At 57.5% G+C, this 23,367-nt stretch carries 17 protein-coding genes; 5 read left to right on the top strand and 12 right to left on the bottom strand.

Going from position 1 to position 23,367, the window contains the following annotated elements; all coding sequences use genetic code 11:
* Positions 1-196: 196 nt before the first annotated feature.
* The 5 genes from pqiC to rlmKL all read right to left on the bottom strand — a co-directional run bounded on the left by pqiC (position 197) and on the right by rlmKL (position 7,780).
* Positions 197-766 (bottom strand): membrane integrity-associated transporter subunit PqiC, encoded by a 570-nt coding sequence (gene pqiC, locus ACL2XQ_RS06890; RefSeq protein ID WP_413740506.1) that lies wholly within the window; start codon positions 764-766, stop codon positions 197-199.
* On the bottom strand, positions 766-2,406 hold the full coding sequence (gene pqiB / locus ACL2XQ_RS06885; protein ID WP_413728726.1) for an intermembrane transport protein PqiB: 1,641 nt from the start codon (positions 2,404-2,406) through the stop codon (positions 766-768). The genes pqiC and pqiB overlap by 1 nt, the downstream gene beginning before the upstream one ends.
* Entirely contained in the window at positions 2,393-3,664 is a 1,272-nt protein-coding gene (gene pqiA / locus ACL2XQ_RS06880; RefSeq protein WP_410015879.1) for a membrane integrity-associated transporter subunit PqiA, read from the bottom strand. Before pqiA ends, pqiB begins: the two co-directional genes overlap by 14 nt.
* A 73-nt stretch (positions 3,665-3,737) precedes the next feature.
* Positions 3,738-5,657, bottom strand: a complete 1,920-nt coding sequence (locus tag ACL2XQ_RS06875; RefSeq protein ID WP_413722401.1) for an ABC transporter ATP-binding protein — start codon at positions 5,655-5,657, stop codon at positions 3,738-3,740.
* 5 nt (positions 5,658-5,662) lie between these two features.
* Positions 5,663-7,780 carry a bifunctional 23S rRNA (guanine(2069)-N(7))-methyltransferase RlmK/23S rRNA (guanine(2445)-N(2))-methyltransferase RlmL gene (gene rlmKL / locus ACL2XQ_RS06870; protein WP_413740505.1) on the bottom strand — a complete coding sequence of 706 codons (2,118 nt, stop codon included), beginning with the start codon at positions 7,778-7,780 and terminating at the stop codon, positions 5,663-5,665.
* Positions 7,781-7,882: 102 nt separating this feature from the next.
* On the opposite strand from rlmKL, the gene ACL2XQ_RS06865 reads away from it, so the two are divergent.
* Entirely contained in the window at positions 7,883-8,986 is a 1,104-nt protein-coding gene (locus ACL2XQ_RS06865; protein WP_413740176.1) for a YcbX family protein, read from the top strand.
* A gap of 41 nt (positions 8,987-9,027) precedes the next feature.
* On the opposite strand, the gene ACL2XQ_RS06860 is transcribed toward ACL2XQ_RS06865, so the two are convergent.
* The 3 genes from ACL2XQ_RS06860 to pepN all read right to left on the bottom strand — a co-directional run bounded on the left by ACL2XQ_RS06860 (position 9,028) and on the right by pepN (position 13,534).
* Positions 9,028-9,576 (bottom strand): cell division protein ZapC, encoded by a 549-nt coding sequence (locus ACL2XQ_RS06860; RefSeq protein ID WP_413728729.1) that lies wholly within the window; start codon positions 9,574-9,576, stop codon positions 9,028-9,030.
* 163 nt (positions 9,577-9,739) lie between these two features.
* Positions 9,740-10,750: a quinone-dependent dihydroorotate dehydrogenase gene (gene pyrD, locus ACL2XQ_RS06855; protein WP_410015883.1), complete on the bottom strand. Its 1,011-nt coding sequence runs from the start codon at positions 10,748-10,750 to the stop codon at positions 9,740-9,742.
* A gap of 171 nt (positions 10,751-10,921) precedes the next feature.
* On the bottom strand, positions 10,922-13,534 hold the full coding sequence (gene pepN, locus ACL2XQ_RS06850) for an aminopeptidase N (protein WP_413740175.1): 2,613 nt from the start codon (positions 13,532-13,534) through the stop codon (positions 10,922-10,924).
* Between the two features lie 304 nt (positions 13,535-13,838).
* Here pepN and pncB point away from each other — a divergent pair, with 304 nt between their 5' ends.
* The 3 genes from pncB (at position 13,839) to ompF (ending at position 18,072) form a co-directional block, all read left to right on the top strand.
* Positions 13,839-15,044, top strand: coding sequence for a nicotinate phosphoribosyltransferase (gene pncB / locus ACL2XQ_RS06845; RefSeq protein ID WP_413728730.1), 1,206 nt, complete (start codon positions 13,839-13,841; stop codon positions 15,042-15,044).
* A 211-nt stretch (positions 15,045-15,255) separates the two neighbouring features.
* The gene (gene asnS / locus ACL2XQ_RS06840; RefSeq protein ID WP_413740174.1) at positions 15,256-16,656 is read left to right on the top strand and encodes an asparagine--tRNA ligase; all 1,401 of its coding nucleotides are present in this window, start codon (positions 15,256-15,258) and stop codon (positions 16,654-16,656) included.
* A 300-nt stretch (positions 16,657-16,956) separates the two neighbouring features.
* Positions 16,957-18,072 carry a porin OmpF gene (gene ompF, locus ACL2XQ_RS06835; RefSeq protein ID WP_410015887.1) on the top strand — a complete coding sequence of 372 codons (1,116 nt, stop codon included), beginning with the start codon at positions 16,957-16,959 and terminating at the stop codon, positions 18,070-18,072.
* Between the two features lie 26 nt (positions 18,073-18,098).
* Here ompF and ACL2XQ_RS06830 read toward each other — a convergent pair whose 3' ends face one another.
* Entirely contained in the window at positions 18,099-18,269 is a 171-nt protein-coding gene (locus ACL2XQ_RS06830; RefSeq protein ID WP_413740173.1) for a hypothetical protein, read from the bottom strand.
* 39 nt (positions 18,270-18,308) lie between these two features.
* Between ACL2XQ_RS06830 and ACL2XQ_RS06825 the strand changes: the two genes are divergently transcribed.
* Positions 18,309-19,499 (top strand): amino acid aminotransferase, encoded by a 1,191-nt coding sequence (locus tag ACL2XQ_RS06825; protein WP_413740172.1) that lies wholly within the window; start codon positions 18,309-18,311, stop codon positions 19,497-19,499.
* 229 nt (positions 19,500-19,728) lie between these two features.
* Here ACL2XQ_RS06825 and ACL2XQ_RS06820 read toward each other — a convergent pair whose 3' ends face one another.
* From ACL2XQ_RS06820 to ldtD, 3 genes are all read right to left on the bottom strand, one after another.
* Complete coding sequence (locus tag ACL2XQ_RS06820; protein ID WP_413728813.1) at positions 19,729-20,358, bottom strand: MBL fold metallo-hydrolase; 630 nt, start codon at positions 20,356-20,358, stop codon at positions 19,729-19,731.
* A gap of 61 nt (positions 20,359-20,419) precedes the next feature.
* The gene (locus ACL2XQ_RS06815) at positions 20,420-20,968 is read right to left on the bottom strand and encodes a DUF882 domain-containing protein (protein ID WP_410015890.1); all 549 of its coding nucleotides are present in this window, start codon (positions 20,966-20,968) and stop codon (positions 20,420-20,422) included.
* Between the two features lie 182 nt (positions 20,969-21,150).
* Positions 21,151-22,947: a L,D-transpeptidase gene (ldtD, locus tag ACL2XQ_RS06810; RefSeq protein ID WP_413728733.1), complete on the bottom strand. Its 1,797-nt coding sequence runs from the start codon at positions 22,945-22,947 to the stop codon at positions 21,151-21,153.
* Positions 22,948-23,367: the final 420 nt, after the last annotated feature.

Raw genomic sequence — 23,367 nt, 5'->3', positions numbered from 1 at the left:
TAGCGATAAAAGAGTAAGAAATCAACGCAGCATTTCACAAAAGCGTCATACCAAAAATGCATAATGGGCACATTTTGCCTAAAAGGTTGGCGGTTACAGGCAGCTTAAGCTACTGAAAACCGGCTGAACTGCGCGCCTGGAGAGTTAAGGAATCTTAACCTGCCGAGGCGCGTTTTGGTTTTAGAACGTTTTGTTATTAAGGCAGCCGGGAAATTTGTGCGGCCGCTTCCTGGCCGATTTGCTGCCAGCCCTGCGCCAAGGTCCTGACCAGGGCGTCATAGCCGTCCTGGTCCTGTTTCAGCGTCAGGATGAACGGGTGGCGGGTCACCTGGCTATTATGCGTCAATACCCACTCGCCCTGAATAACCGCCCGCCCGTCGTAACGGCCGTGAAAACCGGTGACGTTGAATTCCAGCGTATCCTGATCTCCCTGCCCCTGGCTTGCGGACACCAGCACGCCGGGAAGCCGATTGCTTAAATGGGCGATCATGGTTTGCTGCAATTGCTGCTCCAGCGGACTGGCCCACAGGTTATTGCTGGCGGTGACGTAGCGCACGTCGCTTTGCTGGTAGACTACGCCGCTGCCGGCCAGATAATCCGACACGTTAACCCGGGAGAGCCATATATGCCGCGTGACGCCGGCGGACGGCAGTCCCTGCCCGGCGTTGTCCTGGGCCGCGACCGGCAGTTGGTAATAATGCTTGTCGCTGTTGCCGCCGCAGGCGGTCAGCAATAACGCCAGCGCCAGCAGAATCCCTTTTCTCATCATTTCGCCCTCTTCGGCTTCGGATCTTTGCCGCTATCGGCCTCGAACACCAGCGCGTTGCTCTTGTTGTTCAGCGTGCGCAATACCGGCTGCAGTTCCCGCAGAACTTGATCGAGTCGTTGCATATTATCCACCATTTTATTGTAGGCCGGGGAACCGGGCTGGAACCCTCTCATGCTGCTGTTCAGTTCGCGCAAGGTACGCTGCATATCCTGCGGCAATTGCTGCATCGACTGGCTACCGGTAATCTGGTTCACCGATTTCAGCGTCTTTTGCAGCTCGCGCAGGGTACTCTGGCTTTGCGCCAGGGTACTGGTGGCTTCATTAATCATCGGGTTGAGCGGCAGGCTATTGATCTTATCAAGAGTCAGCATCAGCTTCTGCTGGATTTGCGCCAGGCCGCCGCTGGTGGTCGGCAGCACCGGATAACCGTTAACGACTTTTTCGCCGTCCCAGGGCTTGGCCTGCGGATAAAAATCAAGATCGACGAACAGCGAGCCGGTCAGCAGGCTGGCGCTTTTTAACGAGGCGCGCAGCCCGTGCTCGCCGGCTTCCTTGATGCGGGAATTAATATCAAATTTGTCGCCCAGTTTGCCGGCCAGGCGGTCTGGTTCAATGCGGATCAGCACCGGTATCTGGTAATTATCATCGATAGCCTGCTTGATCGCCGTCTCAAGGAACGGCACCTGGGCGACGGTGCCCAGGCGGATGCCGCGAAACTCGACCGGCGCGCCAGGCTGCAGGCCGCGGACGGAATCATTGAAGAACAGCAGATAATCCTTATGCACCGTATACAGCGAATCCGAGATGCTGTTCTTATTATCAAACAGCTGGAAGGACTGGTGTTCAGTCGCGCGATCGCCCAGATCCCAGCCGGTGGGTACGTCAAAACTCACGCCGCCGCTGAACAGGGTGGTCAGCGACCCCATCTCCACCCGCATTCCCTGGGCGGACATATCAAAAGCCACGCCGCTGTCTTTCCAGAAACGCACGTTGGTGGTTACCAGGCTGTCGTAAGGCGCGCTGATAAACAGCTGGTAGCGCATTTTGCGCTGTTGCGGATCGAAGTAGCTGGTTTGTACCGTGCCGACCCTGAAGCCGCGGAACAGCACCGGATCGCCGGCATTGAGCTGCCCGGACTGGTCGCTGTCGAGCTCGACGCGAATACCCTTGGCATCCGGCGAGGCCAGCGGCGGCGAGTCAAGCAGATTAAAGGTGTCGGCGTCCTCGGCGTTGGCGCCGGGCTGCAGCTGGATATAGGCCCCGGACAACAGGGTTCCCAGGCCGGAGATTCCCTCGCGGCCAATCTGTGGCTTGACGACCCAGAACGCGGAATCGCGGCGCAACAGCTTTTCCATGCCGTTATTGATGCGGGCTTTGATTTCCACCTGCTGCAGGTTATCGCTTAGCACCACGCTTTCCACCATGCCGACGTCGACGCTGCGGCTTTTAATGGCGGTTTTGCCGGCCTCGATACCTTCCGCGCTGGTGGTGGTCAGGGTAATGACCTTACCCTGGTGACTGAAGTGGTAATAGAGGATCCACGCGCCTATCAACACCGTCACGATCGGAATGATCCATACCGGCGACCAGCGCTTGATTTTCTCCACCTGGGCGACGTCGTACTTATTGTCCGTCAACGGAAGACTCCTTTTGGTTTTTACTTTCGGTCCGATCCCAGATAAGACGCGGGTCGAACATCTGCGCGGCAAACATGGTTATCATCACCACCATGGCAAATAACACCGCGCCGATGCCCGGTGTAATACTCATTAACTGCCCCATCCTCACCAGCCCGGACAGCACCGCGATCACAAAGACATCAATCATCGACCAGCGGCCGACAAATTCGACGATTTCATAGAGAAAATGCATCCGCTCGCTGTCGCGCCGGCCTCTGTCCGCGCGCGCATCCCAGCACAGCCAGGCCAGGGCGATCATTTTCAGGGTCGGCACCATGATACTGGCGATAAAAATCACCATCGCCACCGGATAGGAACCGTCATCCCACAAGATGATCACCCCGGCGATAATCGTCGAGTTAAGTTTGCTGCCCAAGCCTTCGGTTATCATGATCGGCAGGATATTGGCCGGGATATACAGCATGATGGAGGTCACCAGCAGCGCCATGGTCCACTGCAGGCTGTTATGCCGCCTGGCGTGCTCACGGGTACGGCAGCGCGGGCAGGTACGCTGTCCGGCGGGCAGGATCAGGGTGCAGCAGCTGCACGCGCGGATCCCCTGCGCCAGGCCGCCGACCCCCGGGCGCACCCTGGTCACCGGCGACACCGCCGGCATGATGTTATCCCATAGCCAACGCTGATCGATGCATTGGAATGCCCGCTGCTGCAGCAGGCAGAACAGGCAAAACGGCAGAAAGCTGATGCCTACGCCGATATCGCCGTAGGCCATCAGCTTGACAAAACTGACCAGCACGCCCGCCAGAAAAATTTCCGCCATGCCCCAGGCGCGCAGGGCGAACAACGACTTGGCCAGGAAAGCCTTCAGACGAAACGACAGGGGAAACCCAAGGCACAGGAGGATGATGGCGACCATGCATACCGCGGGGATGAGCTGGACAAACAACAGGAACAGGCTGGCCAGGCTGGCGAAATGATCCGCCACCATGATCCCGGGGATTTGCGGCAGGGTAATCTGGCGTCCGATGCCCGACACCTTCATATTGACGAAAGGAAATAAATTGGCCAGCACCAGCATTATCAGCGCGCTGATGGCAAACATCACCGGCTGGAGGCGCGGGTTGGACCAGCGGCTTATCAGGGTATTGCCGCAGCGGGGACAGACGCCTTTCTGGCCGTCGGTCAATTCCGGCAGGGCCACCAGCAGATCGCAATGCGGACAAAGCACGTACTTAGGGTGATGGACGGCAGAACACATGCATTTCTCCTCATAGCACCGATGCCGTTTGGCGGCCCGATCGGGATTCCCACCGTTCCCGATCGGGTTCATGTCACTCTTTTGGTCCGTTCTTTAACGCTTCAAGCTCTTCCCAGCGGGCAAAGGCCGTTTCCAGCGCCTGTTCGGCGCCGGCCATGCGCGCAATCACCGCCTGAGTTTTTTCGTGCGGCTGGCTGAAAAAATCCGCGTCCGCCATTTCGGCCTGGAGGGCATTGATTTCCTGCTCCAGGCGTTCAATCTCCTGCGGCAACATGTCCAGCTCACGCTGTAGGTTATAACTCAATTTGGCGGGGACGCGCTTCGCATTAAGCGGCTTTGGCGCCTCGGCGACGCGATTTTTTTCGGCATGGGCGGGCGCGGCGCGCAGCGAGCGCATATTGCGACGCTGGTTCTGGGCGTCGAAATAGCCGCCGACAAAGCTGCTGATTTGACCTTCCCCTTCAAAAATCCAGCATTCGGTCACCGAGTTGTCCACGAACTGACGGTCATGGCTGACCAGCAGCACCGTGCCCTGGTAGCCGTCGATCATCTCTTCCAGCAGTTCCAGCGTCTCGACGTCCAGGTCATTGGTCGGTTCATCCAGAATCAGCAGGTTACTGGGATTGAGGAACAATTTGGCCAGCAGCAGCCGGTTGCGCTCGCCGCCGGACAAGGCTTTTACCGGCGTCATGGCGCGCTTGGGGTGAAACAGGAAATCCTGCAGGTAACCCAGCACATGGCGCGAACGGCCGTTGACCATCACTTCCTGTTTACCTTCGGCCAGGTTGTCCATGACCGTGCGTTCGGGATCCAGTTCGGCGCGATGCTGGTCAAAATAAGCCACTTCCAGCTTGGTGCCGCAGTGGATGCGTCCGCTGTCCGGCTGCAGTTGGCCGAGCATCAGTTTTAACAGCGTGGTCTTGCCGCAGCCGTTAGGGCCGATCAGGGCGATTTTATCGCCACGCTGTACCTGGGCGCTGAAGCCGCTGACCAAGACTTTATCCGCCAGGCGATAGCTGACATCTTCCATTTCAAAGACGATTTTACCCGAGCGGGTGGCTTCCTCCACCTGCATCTTGGCGCTGCCGATAACCTCGCGCCGTTCGCTTCTTTCATTGCGCAGCGCCTTTAACGCGCGCACGCGGCCCTCGTTACGGGTGCGCCTGGCCTTGATGCCCTGGCGGATCCACACTTCTTCCTGCGCCAGTTTCTTGTCAAACTCGGCGTTTTGCAGTTCCTGTACCCGCAGCTCTTCTTCCTTGCCTTCAAGGTATTTGTCGTAATTGCCTGGCCAGGACACCAGCTTGCCGCGATCCAGATCGACAATGCGCGTCGCCATATTGCGGATAAACGAACGGTCATGGGAAATGAAAATAATGCTGCCGGGGAAACTTTTCAGGAAGGTTTCCAGCCAGTCGATGGTTTCAATATCCAGATGGTTGGTCGGTTCATCCAGCAGCAAGACCTGGGGCTCGCAGACCAGGGCCCGGCCGAGCGCCGCTTTACGCAGCCAGCCGCCCGAGAGGGCCGACAGCTCGGTATCGGCGGTCAAACCCAGCTGTTCAAGCACTTCGTTGATGCGTTTTTCCAGATGCCATAAATTCTGGTGGTCAAGGATCTCCTGCAGACGGCCCATTTCCATCAGGTTTTTATCGCTGGGATCCTGTTCCACCAGATGGGAAACGGCATGGTAGGCCTTCAGCGTTTGCGCCTGTTCCTGCACGCCCTCGGCGACGAAATCATACACGCTGCCGCTCACGTTGCGCGGAGGATCCTGCTGCAGGCGGGCAACGATGGTATCCTGCTCGAAAATCAGTTGCCCGTCGTCCAGCGGCACTTCTTTGCTGAGGATTTTCATCAGGGTGGATTTGCCCGCCCCGTTGCGCCCGACCAGGCAGACGCGTTCGTTACGTTCTATATGAAGCTCGGTATTATCCAGCAACGGCGCATCGCTGAACGATAGCCAGGCGCCGGAAAGGCTGATTAATGACATGGCGTTTATTGATCCTGATCGGCATGGCTTATCAGCCAGCTGTTGTGAATATGGCGATTACGGGCGAAGTCCTGGGAGCGTGTTTGCTCGGTGATGGACCGCGCCTTCAGGCCGAGGGCCTGTAATCCTTCGGCATCCAATTGGAAACCGCGTTTATTATTGGAGAACATCATGGTGCCGCCCGGGCGTAACAATCTTTTCAGATCTTTCATCAGCACCAGGTGATCCCGTTGCACGTCGAAGCTTTCAGACATGCGTTTTGAATTGGAGAACGTGGGGGGATCGATAAAAATCAGATCGAAGGTTTCCTGCGACAGTTCAAGCCAGGACAGGCAATCAGCCTGGATCAGGCGATGCTGCTTGCCGACCAGCCCATTGCTGCGCAGGTTTTTTTCCGCCCATTCCAGATAAGTGCGCGACATATCCACCGAGGTGGTGCTGCGCGCGCCGCCGATGCCCGCATGCACGCTGGCGCTGCCGGTATAAGCGAACAAGTTGAGGAAATCCTTGCCGCGGCTCATCTCGCCCAGCATTTTACGCGCGATGCGATGATCGAGGAACAGACCGGTATCCAGATAATCGGTCAGGTTGACCCAGAGTTTGGCGTCATATTCGTCCACCAGCAGAAATTCGCCCTTCTGCGCCAGCTTCTCGTACTGGCTTTTGCCTTTCTGCCGCTCGCGGGCCTTCACCACCAGTTGGCTGGCGGGGATATCCAGCACCGACAGGGTCGCCGAGATGGCGTCGTAGAGTCGCTGGCGCGCTTTTTCCGGCTCAATGGTTTTTGGCGCCACATACTCCTGGATCACCACCCATGAACTGTAGCGATCGATGGCGACGTTATATTCGGGCAAATCGGCGTCATAAAGACGATAACAATCCAGATGCTGCTTGGCGGCCCATTTTTCCAGGCCGCGGATATTTTTACGCAGCCGGTTGGCGAAATCGGGCGCGATGTCGCGGGCGACCGCCACGTTCGGCGTCTCGGCCAGCAGGTAGTTTTTCTGCTCGCAGTCCAGCGGGCCGTTTTTTGCTTTAAATGAACGCTCCGCGCGTAATTGCAGCGCGCTTAACAATACCGGCGACGCGCTGAACAGCGACAGCCGCCAGCCGCCGAACCGGCTTTTCATGATGCGCCCGAGCAGATTATACAACGCGATCAGCGCCGGCTCGCTTTCCAGCCGCTCGCCATAGGGCGGATTGCTGATCACCGTGCCGGTCGGGCCGTCAGGCTGCGGGTTGGCCAGATTAGCCACATCATTAACCGAGAAGGTGATCAGATCGGCGATGCCTGCGTGACGGGCATTGGCGCGCGCTTTTTCCAGCACGCGCGCATCGTTGTCGGAGCCAAAAAAGCGTGAAACGGCGCCGGCCCCCGCCGCGGCGCGCGCGCGCGCCGCGTCCAGCACTTCCTGCCACAGGAATTCGTTATGGCCGCGCCAGCCGTAAAAGCCCCATTGCTGACGCAGCAGGCCGGGCGCACGATCCGCCGCCATCAGCGCCGCTTCGATCAGCAGGGTGCCGGAGCCGCACATTGGGTCCAGCAGCGGCGTGCCCGCCTGCCAGCCGGAGCGCAGCACGATGGCGGCCGCCAGGTTTTCCTTGAGCGGCGCCTGGCCCGCGCCGTCGCGGTAGCCGCGCTGGTGCAGCCCGCCGCCGCTCAGATCCAGCGATACCATGGCATGGTCGCGGTGCAAAAACACCTGCACGCGGATATCCGGCTGCTGTTTGGCCACGTCCGGACGCTGGTCCAGGGCATCGGCGAAACTGTCGACGATGGCGTCTTTTACCCGCAGGGTGCCGTACTGGCTGTTGCGGATAGCCTCGTTGGTGCCGCTGAAATGCACGACAAAGGACTTATCCACCGAAAAAATCGCCGGCCAGTCGATACCCCGCACCCCTTGATAGAGGTCATCATCGCTGAAAACGTCAAAATCGGTCAGCGGCAGCAGGATGCGCGAAGCCAGGCGGCTCCAGAGCAGGCTTTGGTACAGCAGCCGATCGTCGCCGTGAAAGTGCACCCCGCCCAGGGCTATTTTACAGTCGAGCGCACCCAGTGCTTCCAGCTCGCTTTTTAACAGTTCTTCTAAACCTTGTGCCGTACTGGCAAAGAGTGCGTTCATCATGTCACTTATCATCAAAAAGAAAAATCGTTGGGCATTATAGCTAATCCCGACCCATTGTCATAAAGTTGGCCCAACAGAGTGTTCCGGCAGGGAGGCAAAGTGGTCAGTTTATCGCGGTTATATATTCATCCGGTGAAATCAATGCGCGGTTTGCAGGTATCCCATGCGCTGGCGGGCGCCGAAGGTCTGGCCTTTGACCGGATATTTATGGTTACCGACCCGGACGGTACTTTTATTACCGCCCGCCAATATCCGCAAATGGTGCTGTTTACGCCGGTGATGGTACAAAACGGCCTGCACCTTGGCGCGCCGGACGGACAAAGCATATTGGCGCGCTTTGCCGATTTCACGCCTGACGGCCGCCCCACCGAAGTCTGGGGCAACCATTTTACCGCGTATGTGGCACCCGAGGCCATCAATAACTGGTTAAGCGGCTATTTAGGTCGCGCGGTGCAGCTACGCTGGACCGGGGAGCAAAGCCACCGGCGGGTCAAACGCTATCCCGGCATACCGCTGTCGTTTGCCGACGGTTATCCCTTTTTGCTGATCGGCGAGTCCTCGTTCAGGGATTTGCAGGGGCGCTGTCCCGCCGGCATCAATATTACCCAGTTCCGGCCGAATTTGGTGGCGGCGGGCGCGGCGCCTTTTGCCGAGGACGGCTGGCGGCGCATTCGCATCGGCGACGTCGAGTTCGAGGCGGTCAAGCCCTGCAGCCGCTGCGTGCTCACCACCGTGAGCGTGGAACTGGGCCGTAAACACCCGGCGACGGAGCCTTTACGCACCTTGCAGGGCTACCGCACCGCCGATAACGGCGATGTGGATTTCGGCCAAAATCTGATCGCGCGCTCCAGCGGCATCATCCGCGCCGGCGACATGATTGAAATACTGGCGGAACAGGAGCCCAGGCGTTACGGAGGCGGCGCGGTAAGCGCAACCCTGGCGGCGCCGGTGGACGGCGAGCGGCAGGTGATGATTGATTACCAGGGACGGCGCTTTCGCGGCAATAACCAGCAGGTATTGCTGGAGCAGCTTGAGCAGCAGGGGATTCGCATTCCTTATTCATGCCGGGCAGGCATCTGCGGCACCTGCAAGGTAAGGTTGCTTGAAGGCGAGGTCGCGCCGCTGAAAGCCAGCGCGGTCGAAGAACCCGGCCAGGTGCTGTCCTGCAGTTGCATACCCAAAAGCGATTTGCGTCTTGGCTAACTTCCTGGCGGCATACGCGCCCCGCATACGCCGAATGGCGGCTACACCGCGGCGGCGTACTGGATATCGTCCTGGCGCGGGTAAGGTAATAACCGGTCGTGCATTATTTTAATGGCGTCGCCCAGCACGATTTTACGCGCGGCCAGGGTAAGCTGCGCCTGCGCCAGCACGCACAGGCTGGCGTTATCGCCCGCTTCCGCCACCAGCAGCCGCGCATATTCGCCATTGTCATTCAGGCGCACCAGCACGTCGTCGCCCATCACGGGATGCCAGTTCAACGGCGTGGGCTGCGGCCGGAAATGCCAGCTCTTCGGCATCAGCGGTTTCAGGAAGCGCAATGCCACCAGGGCATTGAGGATAAGCTCCGCCTGCTGTTCTTCCTTTAACGGCAGCGCCCGACACTTTTCGGCTAAGGTAAAATAGAGCGCGGCGTCGTCTACGCAGAATACCGTTTCGCTAAACGCATCGGGCGTCAGTGTCTTAGCACAAAAGCGTGAACGGAATATCATACCGTCAGCGAGATCCAGCATCATCCGATCATGCTCGGCATCATAAAACCAACGCCAATTATCGCCGGGAGTGAATTTCATCTTTAAATCCTTTCATCACGTCGCAATCGATTATGAAATATCCTGCAAAGAATTTTAGCGTTTAGAAAATAATTCTACGGATAAATTAACAGCAAACGGATAAAAGATAAACGAGCCTGGGGAATAAATAAACCCCCCAAGCCGTTTAATGAGAAAAAAATGATCAAATATGGGTAACAATGTCTTTAATCAGACGGGGACCGTGAAAAATAAAGCCGGAATATATTTGAATAAGCGCGGCGCCGGCGTCCATTTTTTCCCTCGCGGCGATCAGGGAATCAATTCCCCCTACCCCGATGATGGGCAATTTGCCGTTTAATTCACGGAACAGTCGGCGAATCACTTCCGTACTGCGCGCTTGTAAGGGACGGCCGCTTAACCCGCCGGTCTGGTTGCAATGGTTCAGGCCCTGCACCAGGTGCCGGTCGGTGGTGGTGTTGGTGGCGATGACGCCGTCGATATTATGACGGACCAGGCTGTCGGCAACCTGGACCAGCTCTTCGTCCGTCAGGTCGGGGGCTATTTTGACCGCAACCGGAACATATTTGTGGTGATACTTTTGCAGTTCGGACTGCTTATTCTTAATCGCCAACAATAAATCGTCCAGCGCTTCGCCGAATTGCAGCGTGCGCAGTCCCGGGGTATTGGGGGAGGAAATGTTTATCGCTATATAGCCTGCGTAAGGATATATCTTATCCATGCACAGCAGATAATCCTCCTTGCCCTGCTCCACCGGCGTCGCCTTGTTTTTGCCGATATTGATTCCCAACACGCCGCCAAAATGGGATTTTTTAACGTTTTCAACCAGATAATCCACGCCTTTATTGTTAAATCCCATCCGGTTGATCAGCCCTTCCGCCTCGACAAGCCGGAACAGGCGTGGTTTATCATTACCGGGCTGCGGACGCGGCGTTACCGTGCCGACCTCGATAAAGCCAAAACCCATGGCGCCGAGCGCGTCGATGCAATCACCATCTTTATCCAGGCCGGCGGCGAGTCCCAGCGGATTCTTAAACGCTATCCCCATGCAATTGACCGTCTTGGTCGGCACCGACTGGCGCACCAGAAACTCGAATGGCGTGCCGCTAATTCGGCGCAACTGCTGGAAGGTTAATTCATGGGCACGTTCTGGATCGAGCTGGAATAAAGCCTGTCTGATGAGGGGATAAAACATATCGTCTCCTGATATCCCGGTGGCAACCGGGGCGGTATTATCAAGTATCGGGCGCGGAAAAGAAATCAAACGGCGTAAAAAAAGCGCGATCGCTCGCGCCAGATCAAAAAAGCCCCCTTGCGGCGGGGTTATGGCGCGTCGGCGGGGCGCCATAACCCCGCCGCCGCCGGGCTAACCTAACGCCTTGGTGATTTTTTCATACAAATCCCCGGACAGGTTCGGCAGCGCCTGCAACGTCGCCAGCGCCTCGCGCATCAATGCCTGGCGCGACTCATCGTAACGCCGCAGCCGGATCAGCGGCTCGATAAGCCTTGAGGCCACCTGCGGATTACGCGTATTAAGCTCGACCAGGATTTCGGCCAGGAAGCGGTAGCCGCTGCCGTCGGCGGCATGGAACGCCGACGGATTGCCCGCGCTGAACGCGCCGATGAGCGACCGGATCCGGTTAGGGTTGTTCAGGCTGAAGGAGCGATGGGTCAGCAGGGATTTAACCTGGGCGAGCACATCGTCGGCCGGGCTGGTGGCCTGCAGGGTAAACCATTTATCCATCACCAGGCCGTCATGATGCCAGCGCTCGTCGAACTCGGCCAGCAGCGTCGCCTGGCACGGCAGCTGCGCCGCCACGGCGGCGGACATCGCCGCCAGCGCATCGGTCATATTGTCCGCCGCGTGATACTGCGCGGTGGTGAGCCTGATCGCCCGATCGTGTTCGCCGAACGCCAGGTAATACAGGCAAATATTGCGCAAAGCGCGCTTGCCGATATCCGCGTGCACGACCCGGTATACCGGCGTCTTGTTGGCCTGGTAAACCGCCAGCAGCTCATCGGCCAGCTCCGTCGCCAGACAGCGGATCAGCGCCTCATGCACTTCATGGATTGCCGCCGGATCGATAACGCTGAATAATTCCGCCATCTCGTTTTCGCTGGGCAGCGTCAGGATCTGCGCCGCCAGCGCCGGGTCGAGGGAGGGGTCGAGCAACACGCCCCGGAAGGCATCGGCCACATGCAGCGGCAGGCTCAGCGGCAGGCCCTGGCTCACGCGCGCCACGCTCAGGCGAATATAAATCGACAGCAGGCTCTGCGCGGCGTCCCAACGGGAAAACTCGTCGGTGGCAAAACGCATCAGCAAGGTAAGCTGCTGATCGCTATAGGGGTAATCGAGCTTCACCGGCGCGGAGAATCCGCGCAGCAGCGACGGCACCGGCAACGACGGCACATCGTCAAAAATAAACGTCTGCACCGCGTCGGTGATATTCAGCACATTGTTCACCGGCCGGCCGTCGCGCCGCAAAGGAATCACCTGGCCCTGGATATCATAAAGCTCGATATCCAGCGGAATATGCAACGGCAGTTTCTCTGCCTGATCGGCGGTCGGCGGGGTCATCTGGCTGACGTGCAGCTGATATTGCCGCAACTCGGGGTTATAGTCATCGCGCACCGACAATACCGGCGTACCGGACTGGCTATACCACCGGCGGAACTGGGTCAGGTCGATACCGGAAGCCTGTTCCATGGCGTTGACAAAATCATCGCAGGTGGCGGCGGATCCGTCGTGGCGCTCAACATACAGCCGCATCCCGGCCTGGAACTTTTCTTCGCCCAAAAGCGTATGCAGCATGCGGATCACTTCCGCGCCCTTTTCATAGACCGTCACGGTATAGAAGTTATTCATCTCGATAACCTTCTCGGGACGAATCGGGTGGGCCATCGGGCTGGCGTCCTCGGCAAACTGCGAGCCGCGCATCACGCGCACGTTGCCGATGCGGTTCACCGGGCGCGAGCCGAGATCGGCGCTGAATTCCTGATCGCGAAAGACCGTCAACCCTTCCTTCAGGCTCAGTTGGAACCAGTCCCGGCAGGTGATACGGTTGCCGGTCCAGTTATGGAAATACTCATGGCCGATAACCCGCTCGATATTCAGATAATCACTATCGGTGGCGGTCTCAGCGCGCGCCAGCACATATTTGGAATTGAACACATTCAATCCCTTGTTTTCCATGGCGCCCATATTAAAGAAATCCACGGCGACAATCATAAAGATGTCGAGATCGTATTCCAGGCCGAAGCGGGCTTCATCCCAGCGCATCGCCTGCTTAAGCGAGGTCATCGCCCAATCGGCGCGATCCAGGTTGCCGCGATCGACAAACAGCTCCAGCGCCACCTCGCGTCCGGAACGGGTGGTGAAACTATCGCGCAGCACGTCGAAATCACCGGCCACCAGGGCAAAGAGATAGCAGGGTTTAGGGAACGGGTCCTGCCAGACCACCCAATGGCGGCCGTCGGCCATTTCGCCGCCGTCAATGCGGTTGCCGTTGGACAGCAGGAAGGGATAGCGTGTTTTGTCGGCGATAATGCGGGTGGTAAAGCGCGCCAGCACGTCCGGGCGGTCCAGATAATAAGTAATATGGCGGAAACCCTCCGCCTCGCATTGCGTGCACAGGGCGTCGCCGGACAGGTACAGCCCTTCCAGCGCCGAGTTCTGCGCCGGATGAATCACATTCACGATGGTAAGGGTAAACGCCCCGGGCAGCTGTTCAATCACCAGCAGCGGCCCTTCCTGACGGTAGTGCGCCCAAGGCTGCCCATCGATGCTGACGTTAAGCAGCTGCAGGTCCTCGCCGTTTAATACCAGCGGCGCTCCCGCCGGTCCTTTCCTGACAACGTTACTGACCGCCGTTACCGTAGTGGTTTCGGCGTTAAGATCAAACTCCAGGCTGATATCGGTGATGGTATAATCCGGCGCACGATAATCATGGCGGTATTTTGCTAGCGGCTGTTGAGTCATAATTAACCTTTTGGCATCGTCATTGATTTCTCTGTGATAAGTCTATTCCTGTTAAGACCATGTTGCCATTGTTAAGCGGCATGGCCCGTTAAAATGCCCGCGCAGGGGGTTGAAAAAGATCGTGACGCTGCACCACGGGTTTTATCATGTCGTTTCAGCCCGGACGGCACGTTTAAGCCTCGACGTTGCAGCGCCATTTATGATTTGATGTGACTACACTTACAGAACAAGCCGGGTACACTTCAGTCGATTTGCCATTTATCCGACTGTATTTATGTGTCGCAAGAGGATGCTGTAGCGCGCCATGACTTTAGCCATTGAGCCGATTTTAACGTCGATACTTGACACTGATGCCTACAAGTTGCATATGCAGCAGGCGGTTTATCATCGTTACCATGATGTTACGGGTACCGCCGAGTTCCGCTGCCGCGGCGACGATATGCTGGGCGAATACGCCGCCGAAATCGGCGCGCAAATCGAGCTGATGCGTAACCTGGCGCTGAGCGACGAGGAATTCGCCTTTCTCTCGGCGCTGCCTTTTTTCCACCAGGATTATCTGGCGTGGCTGCGCGCGTTCCGGTTCGACCCGCGCCAGGTGCGGGTGCGCGATCATAACGGCAAGCTCGATATCCGCATTACCGGCCCGTGGCGTGAGGTGATCCTGTGGGAAGTGCCATTGCTGGCGGTCATCAGCGAAGTGGTCCATCGCCGGCGCACGCCTTTCGATGTGCGCGACATGGCGCTGACGCAGCTGCGGCAAAAACTGCAGCATTTCCGCGACCGCAGCCGCGATATCGATATCTCCCGTTTCAAACTGATGGATTTCGGCACCCGCAGGCGGTTTTCGCGCCAGGTCCAATACGATGTGGTCCGCGAACTGCAGCGGGACTTCCCTTATCTCATCGGCACCAGCAACTACGATCTGGCCCGGCGGCTGTCGTTAACGCCGGTGGGCACCCAGGCCCATGAATGGTTTCAGGCCCACCAGCAGATAAGTCCGGTACTGGCCAATAGCCAGCGCGCCGCGCTTCAGGCCTGGTTGGACGAATATCCCGATCAGTTGGGCATCGCCCTGACCGATTGCATTACCATGGATGCGTTCCTGCGTGATTTCGGCGCCGGCTTTGCCACGCGCTACCAGGGATTGCGCCATGATTCCGGCGACCCGGTGGAATGGGGAGAGAAGGCGATTGCCCATTACCAGAAGCTGGGGATCGACCCGCTGACCAAGACCCTGGTCTTTTCCGACAGCCTTGACTTCGACAAGGCGCTGGCGCTGTATCGCCACTTCTGGCAGCGGATTAACCTGGTGTTCGGTATCGGCACCCGGCTAACGTGCGATATCCCGGCGGTTAAGCCGCTGAATATCGTGATAAAGCTTGTGGAGTGCAACGGCAAACCGGTGGCGAAACTGTCCGACAGCCCCGGTAAAAGCATGTGCCAGGATAAAGAGTTCGTCCGCGCGCTGCGCAAGGCCTTTGATTTACCGCTGGTGAAAAAAGCCAGCTGATGCTTGCCCTACCCCGCGCCGGCTCCTCTTCCGGCGCGCGCATCGCGCCTCATTGTTCCCCTTACCCGGCGATTGTTTGCGCCCGCAGGCAAAATCTGTCATTAAATGATGATTTTCGCTTGTGTCCTTCTGCCCGCCAAGTAACATATTACAGCTTTCGCCGCGGCGATAATGTTTAATCCCCCATCACAATGAGTTAAGAGAGTCATTTATGAGCGTAGTGCCTGTAGTCGATGTACTGCAAGGGCGCATACCGGCTGACAGTGAAGTCACTGTATATGGTTGGGTGCGTACCCGGAGAGATTCTAAAGCCGGTATCTCCTTTCTCGCCGTCTATGACGGTTCCTGCTTTGATCCTTTACAGGCCGTCATAAATAATACTCTGCCGAATTACAAGTCGGACATCCTGCGCCTGACCACCGGCTGTTCGGTGGCGATCACCGGCCGGGTGACCGAATCGCTGGGCGGCGGCCAGCGCTTCGAGATCCAGGCGGACAAAGTGGACGTGCTGGGCTGGGTGGACGATCCCGACACGTATCCGATGGCGGCGAAACGCCACAGCGTGGAATATCTGCGCGAGGTGGCGCACCTGCGCCCGCGCACGAATATGATCGGCGCCGTCGCCCGGGTGCGCCATACCCTGGCGCAGGCCATCCACCGCTTTATGGATGAGCACGGCTTCTTCTGGGTCTCCACGCCGCTTATCACCGCATCCGACGCCGAGGGCGCCGGTGAGATGTTCCGCGTCTCCACGCTGGATTTTGAAAACCTGCCGCGCACCGCCCAGGGCAAGGTTAACTTTGATGAAGACTTTTTCGGCAAGGAAGCGTTCCTGACCGTCTCCGGCCAGCTGAATGCCGAAACCTATGCCTGCGCGCTATCCAAGGTCTATACCTTCGGCCCGACGTTCCGCGCCGAGAACTCCAATACCACCCGCCATCTGGCCGAGTTCTGGATGATGGAGCCGGAAGTCGCTTTCGCCAATCTGGATGATATCGCCGGCCTGGCGGAAGCGCTGCTGAAATATGTCTTCCAGGCGGTGCTCACCGAGCGCGCCGACGATATGAAATTTTTTGCCGAACGCGTGGATAAGGACGCCATTACCCGCCTGGAACATTTTGTGGCATCCGATTTTGCCCAGGTTGATTATACCGAGGCGGTGGAGATTTTAATCGCCTCCGGCCAGCCCTTCGAAAACCCGGTCTCATGGGGCGTCGATTTGTCCTCCGAGCATGAACGCTACCTGGCGGAGAAACATTTTAAAGCGCCGGTGGTGGTAAAAAATTACCCCAAAGACATCAAGGCGTTTTATATGCGTCAGAACGACGACGGCAAAACGGTGGCCGCCATGGATGTGCTGGCGCCGGGAATTGGCGAAATCATCGGCGGTTCACAGCGTGAAGAACGTCTGGACCGGCTTGACGATCGTTTGGCGGAAATGGGGCTGAATAAAGAAGATTATTGGTGGTACCGCGATCTGCGTCGTTACGGCACCGTGCCGCATTCGGGTTTCGGACTCGGGTTTGAACGTTTGATCGTTTATGTCACAGGAATGCAAAATATTCGTGACGTAATCCCCTTCCCACGCAGCCCGCGCAATGCGAACTTCTAATTTTCTTCTTAAAATATAAGAAAAACATATATATAACTTCTGGAGGCCAGCGATGCTGGCCTTTATCTTTTCAAAGTTTGAGTTCTCTCACAAAGTTCCGTGAAATTTACATTTTGTAACACACGGTTTCCCACTGAAACATCATTGCGACCTTTGTAGCATTTTCCATGTGGATTAACAGGTCCACGAATGGAACACTGCGTGCAGACACAGGAAGACACCAAACTCTCAATAATGTTTCATCTAGAAATGTTAGCGGCAGTGGCAGGTGTCCGAATAACACCAATGAGGGTAGTAATAATGATGAAGCGCAATCTTCTTGCAGTGGTAATTCCGGCCTTGTTGGCTGCTGGCGCGGCTAATGCGGCCGAAGTTTATAATAAAGACGGTAACAAACTGGATCTGTACGGTAAAGCTGTCGGCCTGCATTACTTCTCTAACGACAACGACAACAGCTTTGCGGGCGACGGCGATCAGACCTATGCGCGTCTCGGCTTTAAAGGCGAAACCCAGATTAACGACCAACTGACCGGTTACGGCCAGTGGGAATACCAGTTTAACGCCAACCACACTGAAGGCGGCACCGACGCGCAAGACGGCAACAAAACCCGTCTGGGCTTTGCCGGTTTGAAATTCGGTGACTACGGTTCATTCGATTACGGCCGTAACTACGGCGTAGTGTATGACGCCCTGGGCTGGACCGATATGCTGCCGGAGTTCGGCGGTGATACCGCGTACACCGATAACTTTATGGTCGGCCGTACCACCGGCGTTGCCACCTACCGCAACACCAATTTCTTCGGCCTGGCCGACGGCCTGGATTTTGCCTTGCAATACCAGGGCAAAAACGAACGTACCGGCGCTGATTTCGGCCGCGCTAACGGCGACGGCTACGGCGGTTCCGTATCATACGTTTCTCCTATCGGCTTAGGCATCGTAGGCGCTTATGCTTCCTCCGATCGTACCGAAACGCAGAACGCCTCGCCGATTGGCCAGGGCGACCGTGCCGAACAATGGGCAACGTCGGTTAAATATGACGCTAACAATATTTACCTGGCTGCCACCTACGGCGAAACCCGTAACGCAACCCGTATCACCGCGCCGGTTACCACTGGCGGCGTGACTACCGGTGTTGATGGCTTTGCCAATAAAACCCAGGACATCCTGCTGGTTGCCCAGTATCAGTTTGACTTCGGTCTGCGTCCGTCCATCGCTTACGGCCAGTCCAAAGCGAAAGATGTTGAAGGCATCGGCGACACTGATATCCTGAAATACTACGAAGTTGGCGCTACCTACTACTTCAACAAAAACATGTCCACCTATGTTGACTACATCATCAATAAAGTTGATGACAACAACAAGCTGGGCATGGGTACCGACGACACCGTGGCACTGGGCCTGGTTTACCAGTTCTAAGCCGACACGGACGTCCTTGCAGCGCATCATAACTGCAGGTCAAGATAAAGAAGCGGGGTGGCTGCCCCGCTTTTTTTTTGTTTTTTTCCGCCAATGCCGTCCATTTGCCCTTTTCCGGTAAATTCCCTTGCGCCGTCACAGCGTTTTTTTCCCCAGCCTGTTGGCAAAGCAAGTTTCTGGCGGTAACCTGATAACACTCTACGCTCACCTTTAGTTACCTTCTGGAACCCTTCATAATGTTTGAAACTATCCCCCTGGCCGCCGCCGATCCTATCCTTGGTTTGCTGGACGTTTTCCGTGCCGACGAGCGGCCCAATAAAATCAACCTGGGCATCGGCGTGTATAAAGATGAAACCGGCCAGACACCGGTGCTCACCAGCGTCAAAAAAGCCGAACAATTGCTGCTGGAAAACGAAGTCACCAAAAATTATCTCGGCATCGACGGCTTGCCGGCGTTCGCCCGCTGTACCCAAACGCTGCTGTTCGGCACCGGCAGCACGATTATCAGCGCCAACCGCGCCCGCACGGCGCAAACGCCCGGCGGCACCGGCGGGCTTCGCGTCGCCGCGGATTTCCTGGCCAGCAACACCACGACCCGGCGCGTCTGGATCAGCACCCCCACCTGGCCGAACCATAAAAATATCTTCGCCGCCGCCGGTATTGAAACCGCCGACTACGATTATTACGACGCCGTCAGCCACCAGCTTAACTTCGCCGGCATGCTGGCAAGCCTTGAGCAGGCCCAGGCCGGCGACGTCGTGTTATTCCACGGCTGCTGCCATAACCCCACCGGTATCGACCCGACAGAGGCGCAATGGCGTACCCTGGCCGAGCTGTCGCGGAGCAAAGGCTGGCTGCCGTTATTTGATTTCGCCTACCAGGGGTTTGCCCATGGGCTGGAAGAAGATGCGCAGGGCCTGCGTATCTTTGCCGAGAACCATGCGGAAATGATTATCGCCAGTTCGTATTCCAAAAATTTCGGTCTGTATAATGAGCGCGTTGGCGCCTGCACCCTGGTCGGCGCCGATGCCGACACCGCCGACAAGATCTTCAGCCAGCTAAAATCCTGTATTCGCGCCAATTATTCCAATCCGCCGGCCCACGGCGCCGCGATTGTCGCCACCATTCTAGGCAACGAGGCGCTGAAGGCGCTGTGGGAGCAGGAACTGACCGAAATGCGCCAGCGTATACGGCGCATGCGCCAGCTGTTCGTCAATACCCTGCGGGAAAAAGGCGCGCAGCAGGATTTCGAGTTTATCAATGCGCAAAACGGCATGTTCTCGTTCAGCGGCCTGACCAAAGATCAGGTATTGCGGCTGCGCAGCGAGTTCGGCGTGTATGCGGTGAACTCTGGCCGGGTAAATGTGGCGGGCATGACCACCGGGAATATGGCGCAATTATGCGAAGCCATCGTGGCGGTGCTTTAACGGCGTGCAATCGTATAACGTGCGCGTTTACGGGCATCGGCAAGGTTTGCCGGCGGGGTGATGTCTGTTGACCGGGCGCGGTTTTGGCGGCGGGGGTGGCGGATGTCGCGTCGCCTGGACGCCGGATTGTCCCGGTGGCAGCGAAAGCACCGGCCTCCTGCTCATTGATTAAGAATAAGCAGGAGGCGGGTCCGTCAACAGTCTGAACCGCCTTAACCGGCGGTTTTTTTTATCGCAGGAAAGGATTGGTCAGGCGTTCATGGCCAAGGGTGGACATAGGTCCATGGCCGGGCAGAAAATCGATATCGTCGCCCAGGGGCAGGAGTTTGGTGCGAATAGAATTGATTAAATCCTGATGATTGCCGCGCGGAAAATCGCTGCGGCCAACCCCGCCGTAAAACAGCACATCGCCCATCAGGATAAAATGCGCGGCGGCGTTATAAAATACGATATGTCCGGGAGTGTGGCCCGGGCAGTGCAGGATGGCGAAACGCTCTTCGCCGACCAGGACCTCGTCGCCCTCTTCCAGCCAGCGATCCGGCGTCAGGGGCCGGCAGTCATCCAGGCCGAACATGCGGCTTTGCTCCGGCAGCCCCGCCAGTAAAAAAAGATCTTCGCGCTGCGGGCCGACAATGGGCACGCCATAATGGGCCGCAAGCTCGGCGGCGGCGCCGACATGGTCCAGATGGCCATGGGTCAGCAGAATTTGTTTTATCGCAACCGGTTTTTCCGCCACCGCCGCGATAAGCCTGGCCGCGTCGCCGCCGGGATCGACCAGCGCCGCTTCGCCGGTTTTGTCACACCATATCAGCGAACAATTCTGGCTGAAGGCGGTAACCGGGACAATATGGTATTTCATCATACTTCATTACTCTCTGTTTTCGCCTGCCGCCGCTACCCGGGGCCCGGCGATAACAGGCTCACCAGGCTCTAACCGGACCGGTATCGATATGGACGAAGTTACTGCTGGGATAATAGCCTACCCCGCCCATGCGCATTTTCATGGCCGCCTTGCGGATGTTGCTCAGCTGCACGCCCTGGATATGGAAATCCATCGCTTTACCCAGCGTATGGTAGCTGTGCTTGGCCACCCCGGAACTGTGCGCGCGCAGTTCGTTGTTGGTGTCCACCGAACGGTAACCTGAAATCAATTGTACCGGTTTGTTGGTATCGAGCATCATTTGCAGGCGGTAGATATGATCAAACAAGCGCGGATCGATACTCGTCACTTTATTGGCGCGGTAATCACGGAAAAAATGATTAAGGCGCGACAATTCCGAGGCATTATACCCTTTACCATTAAAGAATTCGGTTTTTAATGTTTCTCCGGTGTTCAGGTTATTCAGCGAGAGAATACGGGGCCTGGGCGTAGAAAGCATGGCAAAGGAGGTACTGGGCAGCAAGGCGACACCCATTGCGGCACAGCTTAACGTCAAGAGTTTGCGGCGGTGATGATTTATATGATCCATGAGCGAAATAACCAATCGGCATAAGGAAACGAACGTATTGCACATAAGCGCACCGTCGGGAACCATAACCGCAGTTATTGGTGCAGTCAACCAACGCTTTGTCAAGGTTTGCAAAGGTTCACAGAATAGGCGGCCGGCGCGTTATCGCTCCGGCCGTAAATAATTCTCATTCGTTCAGCAGGTTATTGCAGCAGCCGCTGCGCATTGGCCAGGCTTTTGGCCCCTACTTTTATCGCGGAATCATAATTGTAAATATCTGTACGAAATTGTGGTTTGCCGTCATCAGCCACCCAGGCGGTAAGATAAAACAGATTCACCGGAATTTGGTGGCGTATCGGCACATAGGTGGTATTGCCTTCCTTGAGCGTGGCGCTGACCCGCGTATCGCCCCAGCCGGCGTCCTGCAGCAGCATATTGGCCAGGTCGGACGCCTTGTTGACCCGCACGCAGCCCGAGCTGAGCGCGCGCATATCGCTAAGGAACAGATTATGGTTGGGCGTATCGTGTAGATAGATGGCGTCCGAACTGGGCATATTAAACTTATACCGCCCCAGCGCGTTGTTGGCGCCCGGATTCTGGCGCAGCCGGAACGGGAAATGGGCAGGGGAAATCATGCCCCAGTCCAGGGTGCCGGGATCGATGGCCTCGGCGTCGCTGCTCCAGCCCGACAGAACGGTAAAACCGTTGCGCTGCAGGTAACCGGGATCGCGCATCGCCTTGGGGACGATATCCTGCCGCACCAGCGAGGTGGGGACATTCCAGGGCGGGTTCAGCACCACGCTGCTGAGCGCGCTGCGCATCAGCGGGGTTTTGCGGCTTGGCCGGCCGACAATCACCCGGGATGAAAGCACCTGGGCGCCCTGCTGATAATACACCAGCGAAAAATTGGGGATATTAACCTGGATACCGGTATTGATACGGTTATTCAACAGCCGCAGGCGCTGTATGTTCAATGCCAGCAGCGTCACCCGCGTTTGCGGCGACACGTTCAGCCAATCCCGTGTCTGGCGGCCGATAACGCCGTCGGCCGTCAGCCCTTGCCAGCTCTGGAAGCGTTTTACCGCCTCCACCAGATCGGGAGTATAGGCCTTATCCTGCGGGTCGACCGTCGCCACCACGGCCGGATCGGACGTCGAAGCGGACGGCGCCAGGGAATCGGCCGCCGGGCTGACCACCACCGACTGCTGCCCATCCGTCACCGGAGGGGTGGTGCGCACATCCGCCGGCATATTATCGGCGGTGGGCAGCGGGGTGGCCGACGCCGGCAATATCATGCCGCTACGGTGCAGGATTTCGCGCAGCGCCGGGATATCATCGCTTAGCTGCCCGGGGCGCAGGCTTTCATTGCCATTGAGCTGGGGCCAGGGATGATTATCCGTCAGCATGGTTTTCAACGCCTGGTGCATCTTGGGATATTGCGGGTGCTGCGGCGCCAGGCCGGCTATAAAACGCGTGATGCCGCCGTCTTTAATCGCGTGCTGCCAGTGCTCGACCGCCAGTACCGGCGGCGGCGCCAGGCGATACGGCTTGTTGTTGTAAAGCCAGACCTCGCCGTTTTGCTCCACCCCGGTGACAAATTGCAGGTAGCCGAGCATGGCGTCGGACAAGATGACGTCGCGCGCCATAGGACTGATATCGGGATTGGTCAGCCATTGCGCCCAGGAGATAAATTGCGGCTGGACGCCGGATAGCGCCAGTTCGGCCAGTTGCTGCTGGAATTGCTGGATGGCATCGCGATCCTGCCACATGGGCTGGTTATGCCGGGCGGCATAAAGCGCGTTAAGCTCAGCGGAATAATAGGGCTTGACGCCGGCGGGCAGCACCGCCGCCAATGCGGACGGACTGTGGCCCAGCGTCTTGGTATCCGGCATGATGGGGGCGGTGGCCACCTGAGCGCGGACGGCCAGCGGGATCAGGCTTGATGCCAGCAGGCAAGCGAGAAGCCCACGTCGCCATAACACATAATTGGTGAGTAACATCCCATGTCCCCTGTATGCAGAATTGTTAATTATTATCGTCTTATTATTTACACTCAACTTTACCTTAGTATATAAGCAGAAAGCCAACTCTGCGCTGTCTGTATGCGGCTTAATGTGTAATCGTTTCTCCGGTGCGCCTGTTTACCCCGGCGCGGCATAAAAAAACCGCCCTAAACCCGGCATGGTCACGGGAGGGCATGCCGTTGGGGTCGAATCGGGCGTGCTTTTCCCGCCCGACCGAGCGCACCATGGCAGGCCAGGCCCGCTAACGCTGAACTTAAAGCAGGCGTGTTACAGGGAGAGCGTGCCAATGGGGTCGAATCGGGCGTGCTTTTCCCGCCCGACCGAGCGCCCCATGGCAGGCCAGGCCCGCTAACGCTGAACTTAAAGCAGGCGTGTTACAGGGAGAGCGTGCCAATG

This window comes from Sodalis sp. RH14 (genome assembly GCF_047324285.1).
GTDB lineage: Bacteria > Pseudomonadota > Gammaproteobacteria > Enterobacterales > Enterobacteriaceae > Acerihabitans.
The sequence above is the reverse complement of the archived record's forward strand: the minus strand, read 5'-3'. Positions and strand labels throughout refer to the sequence as shown.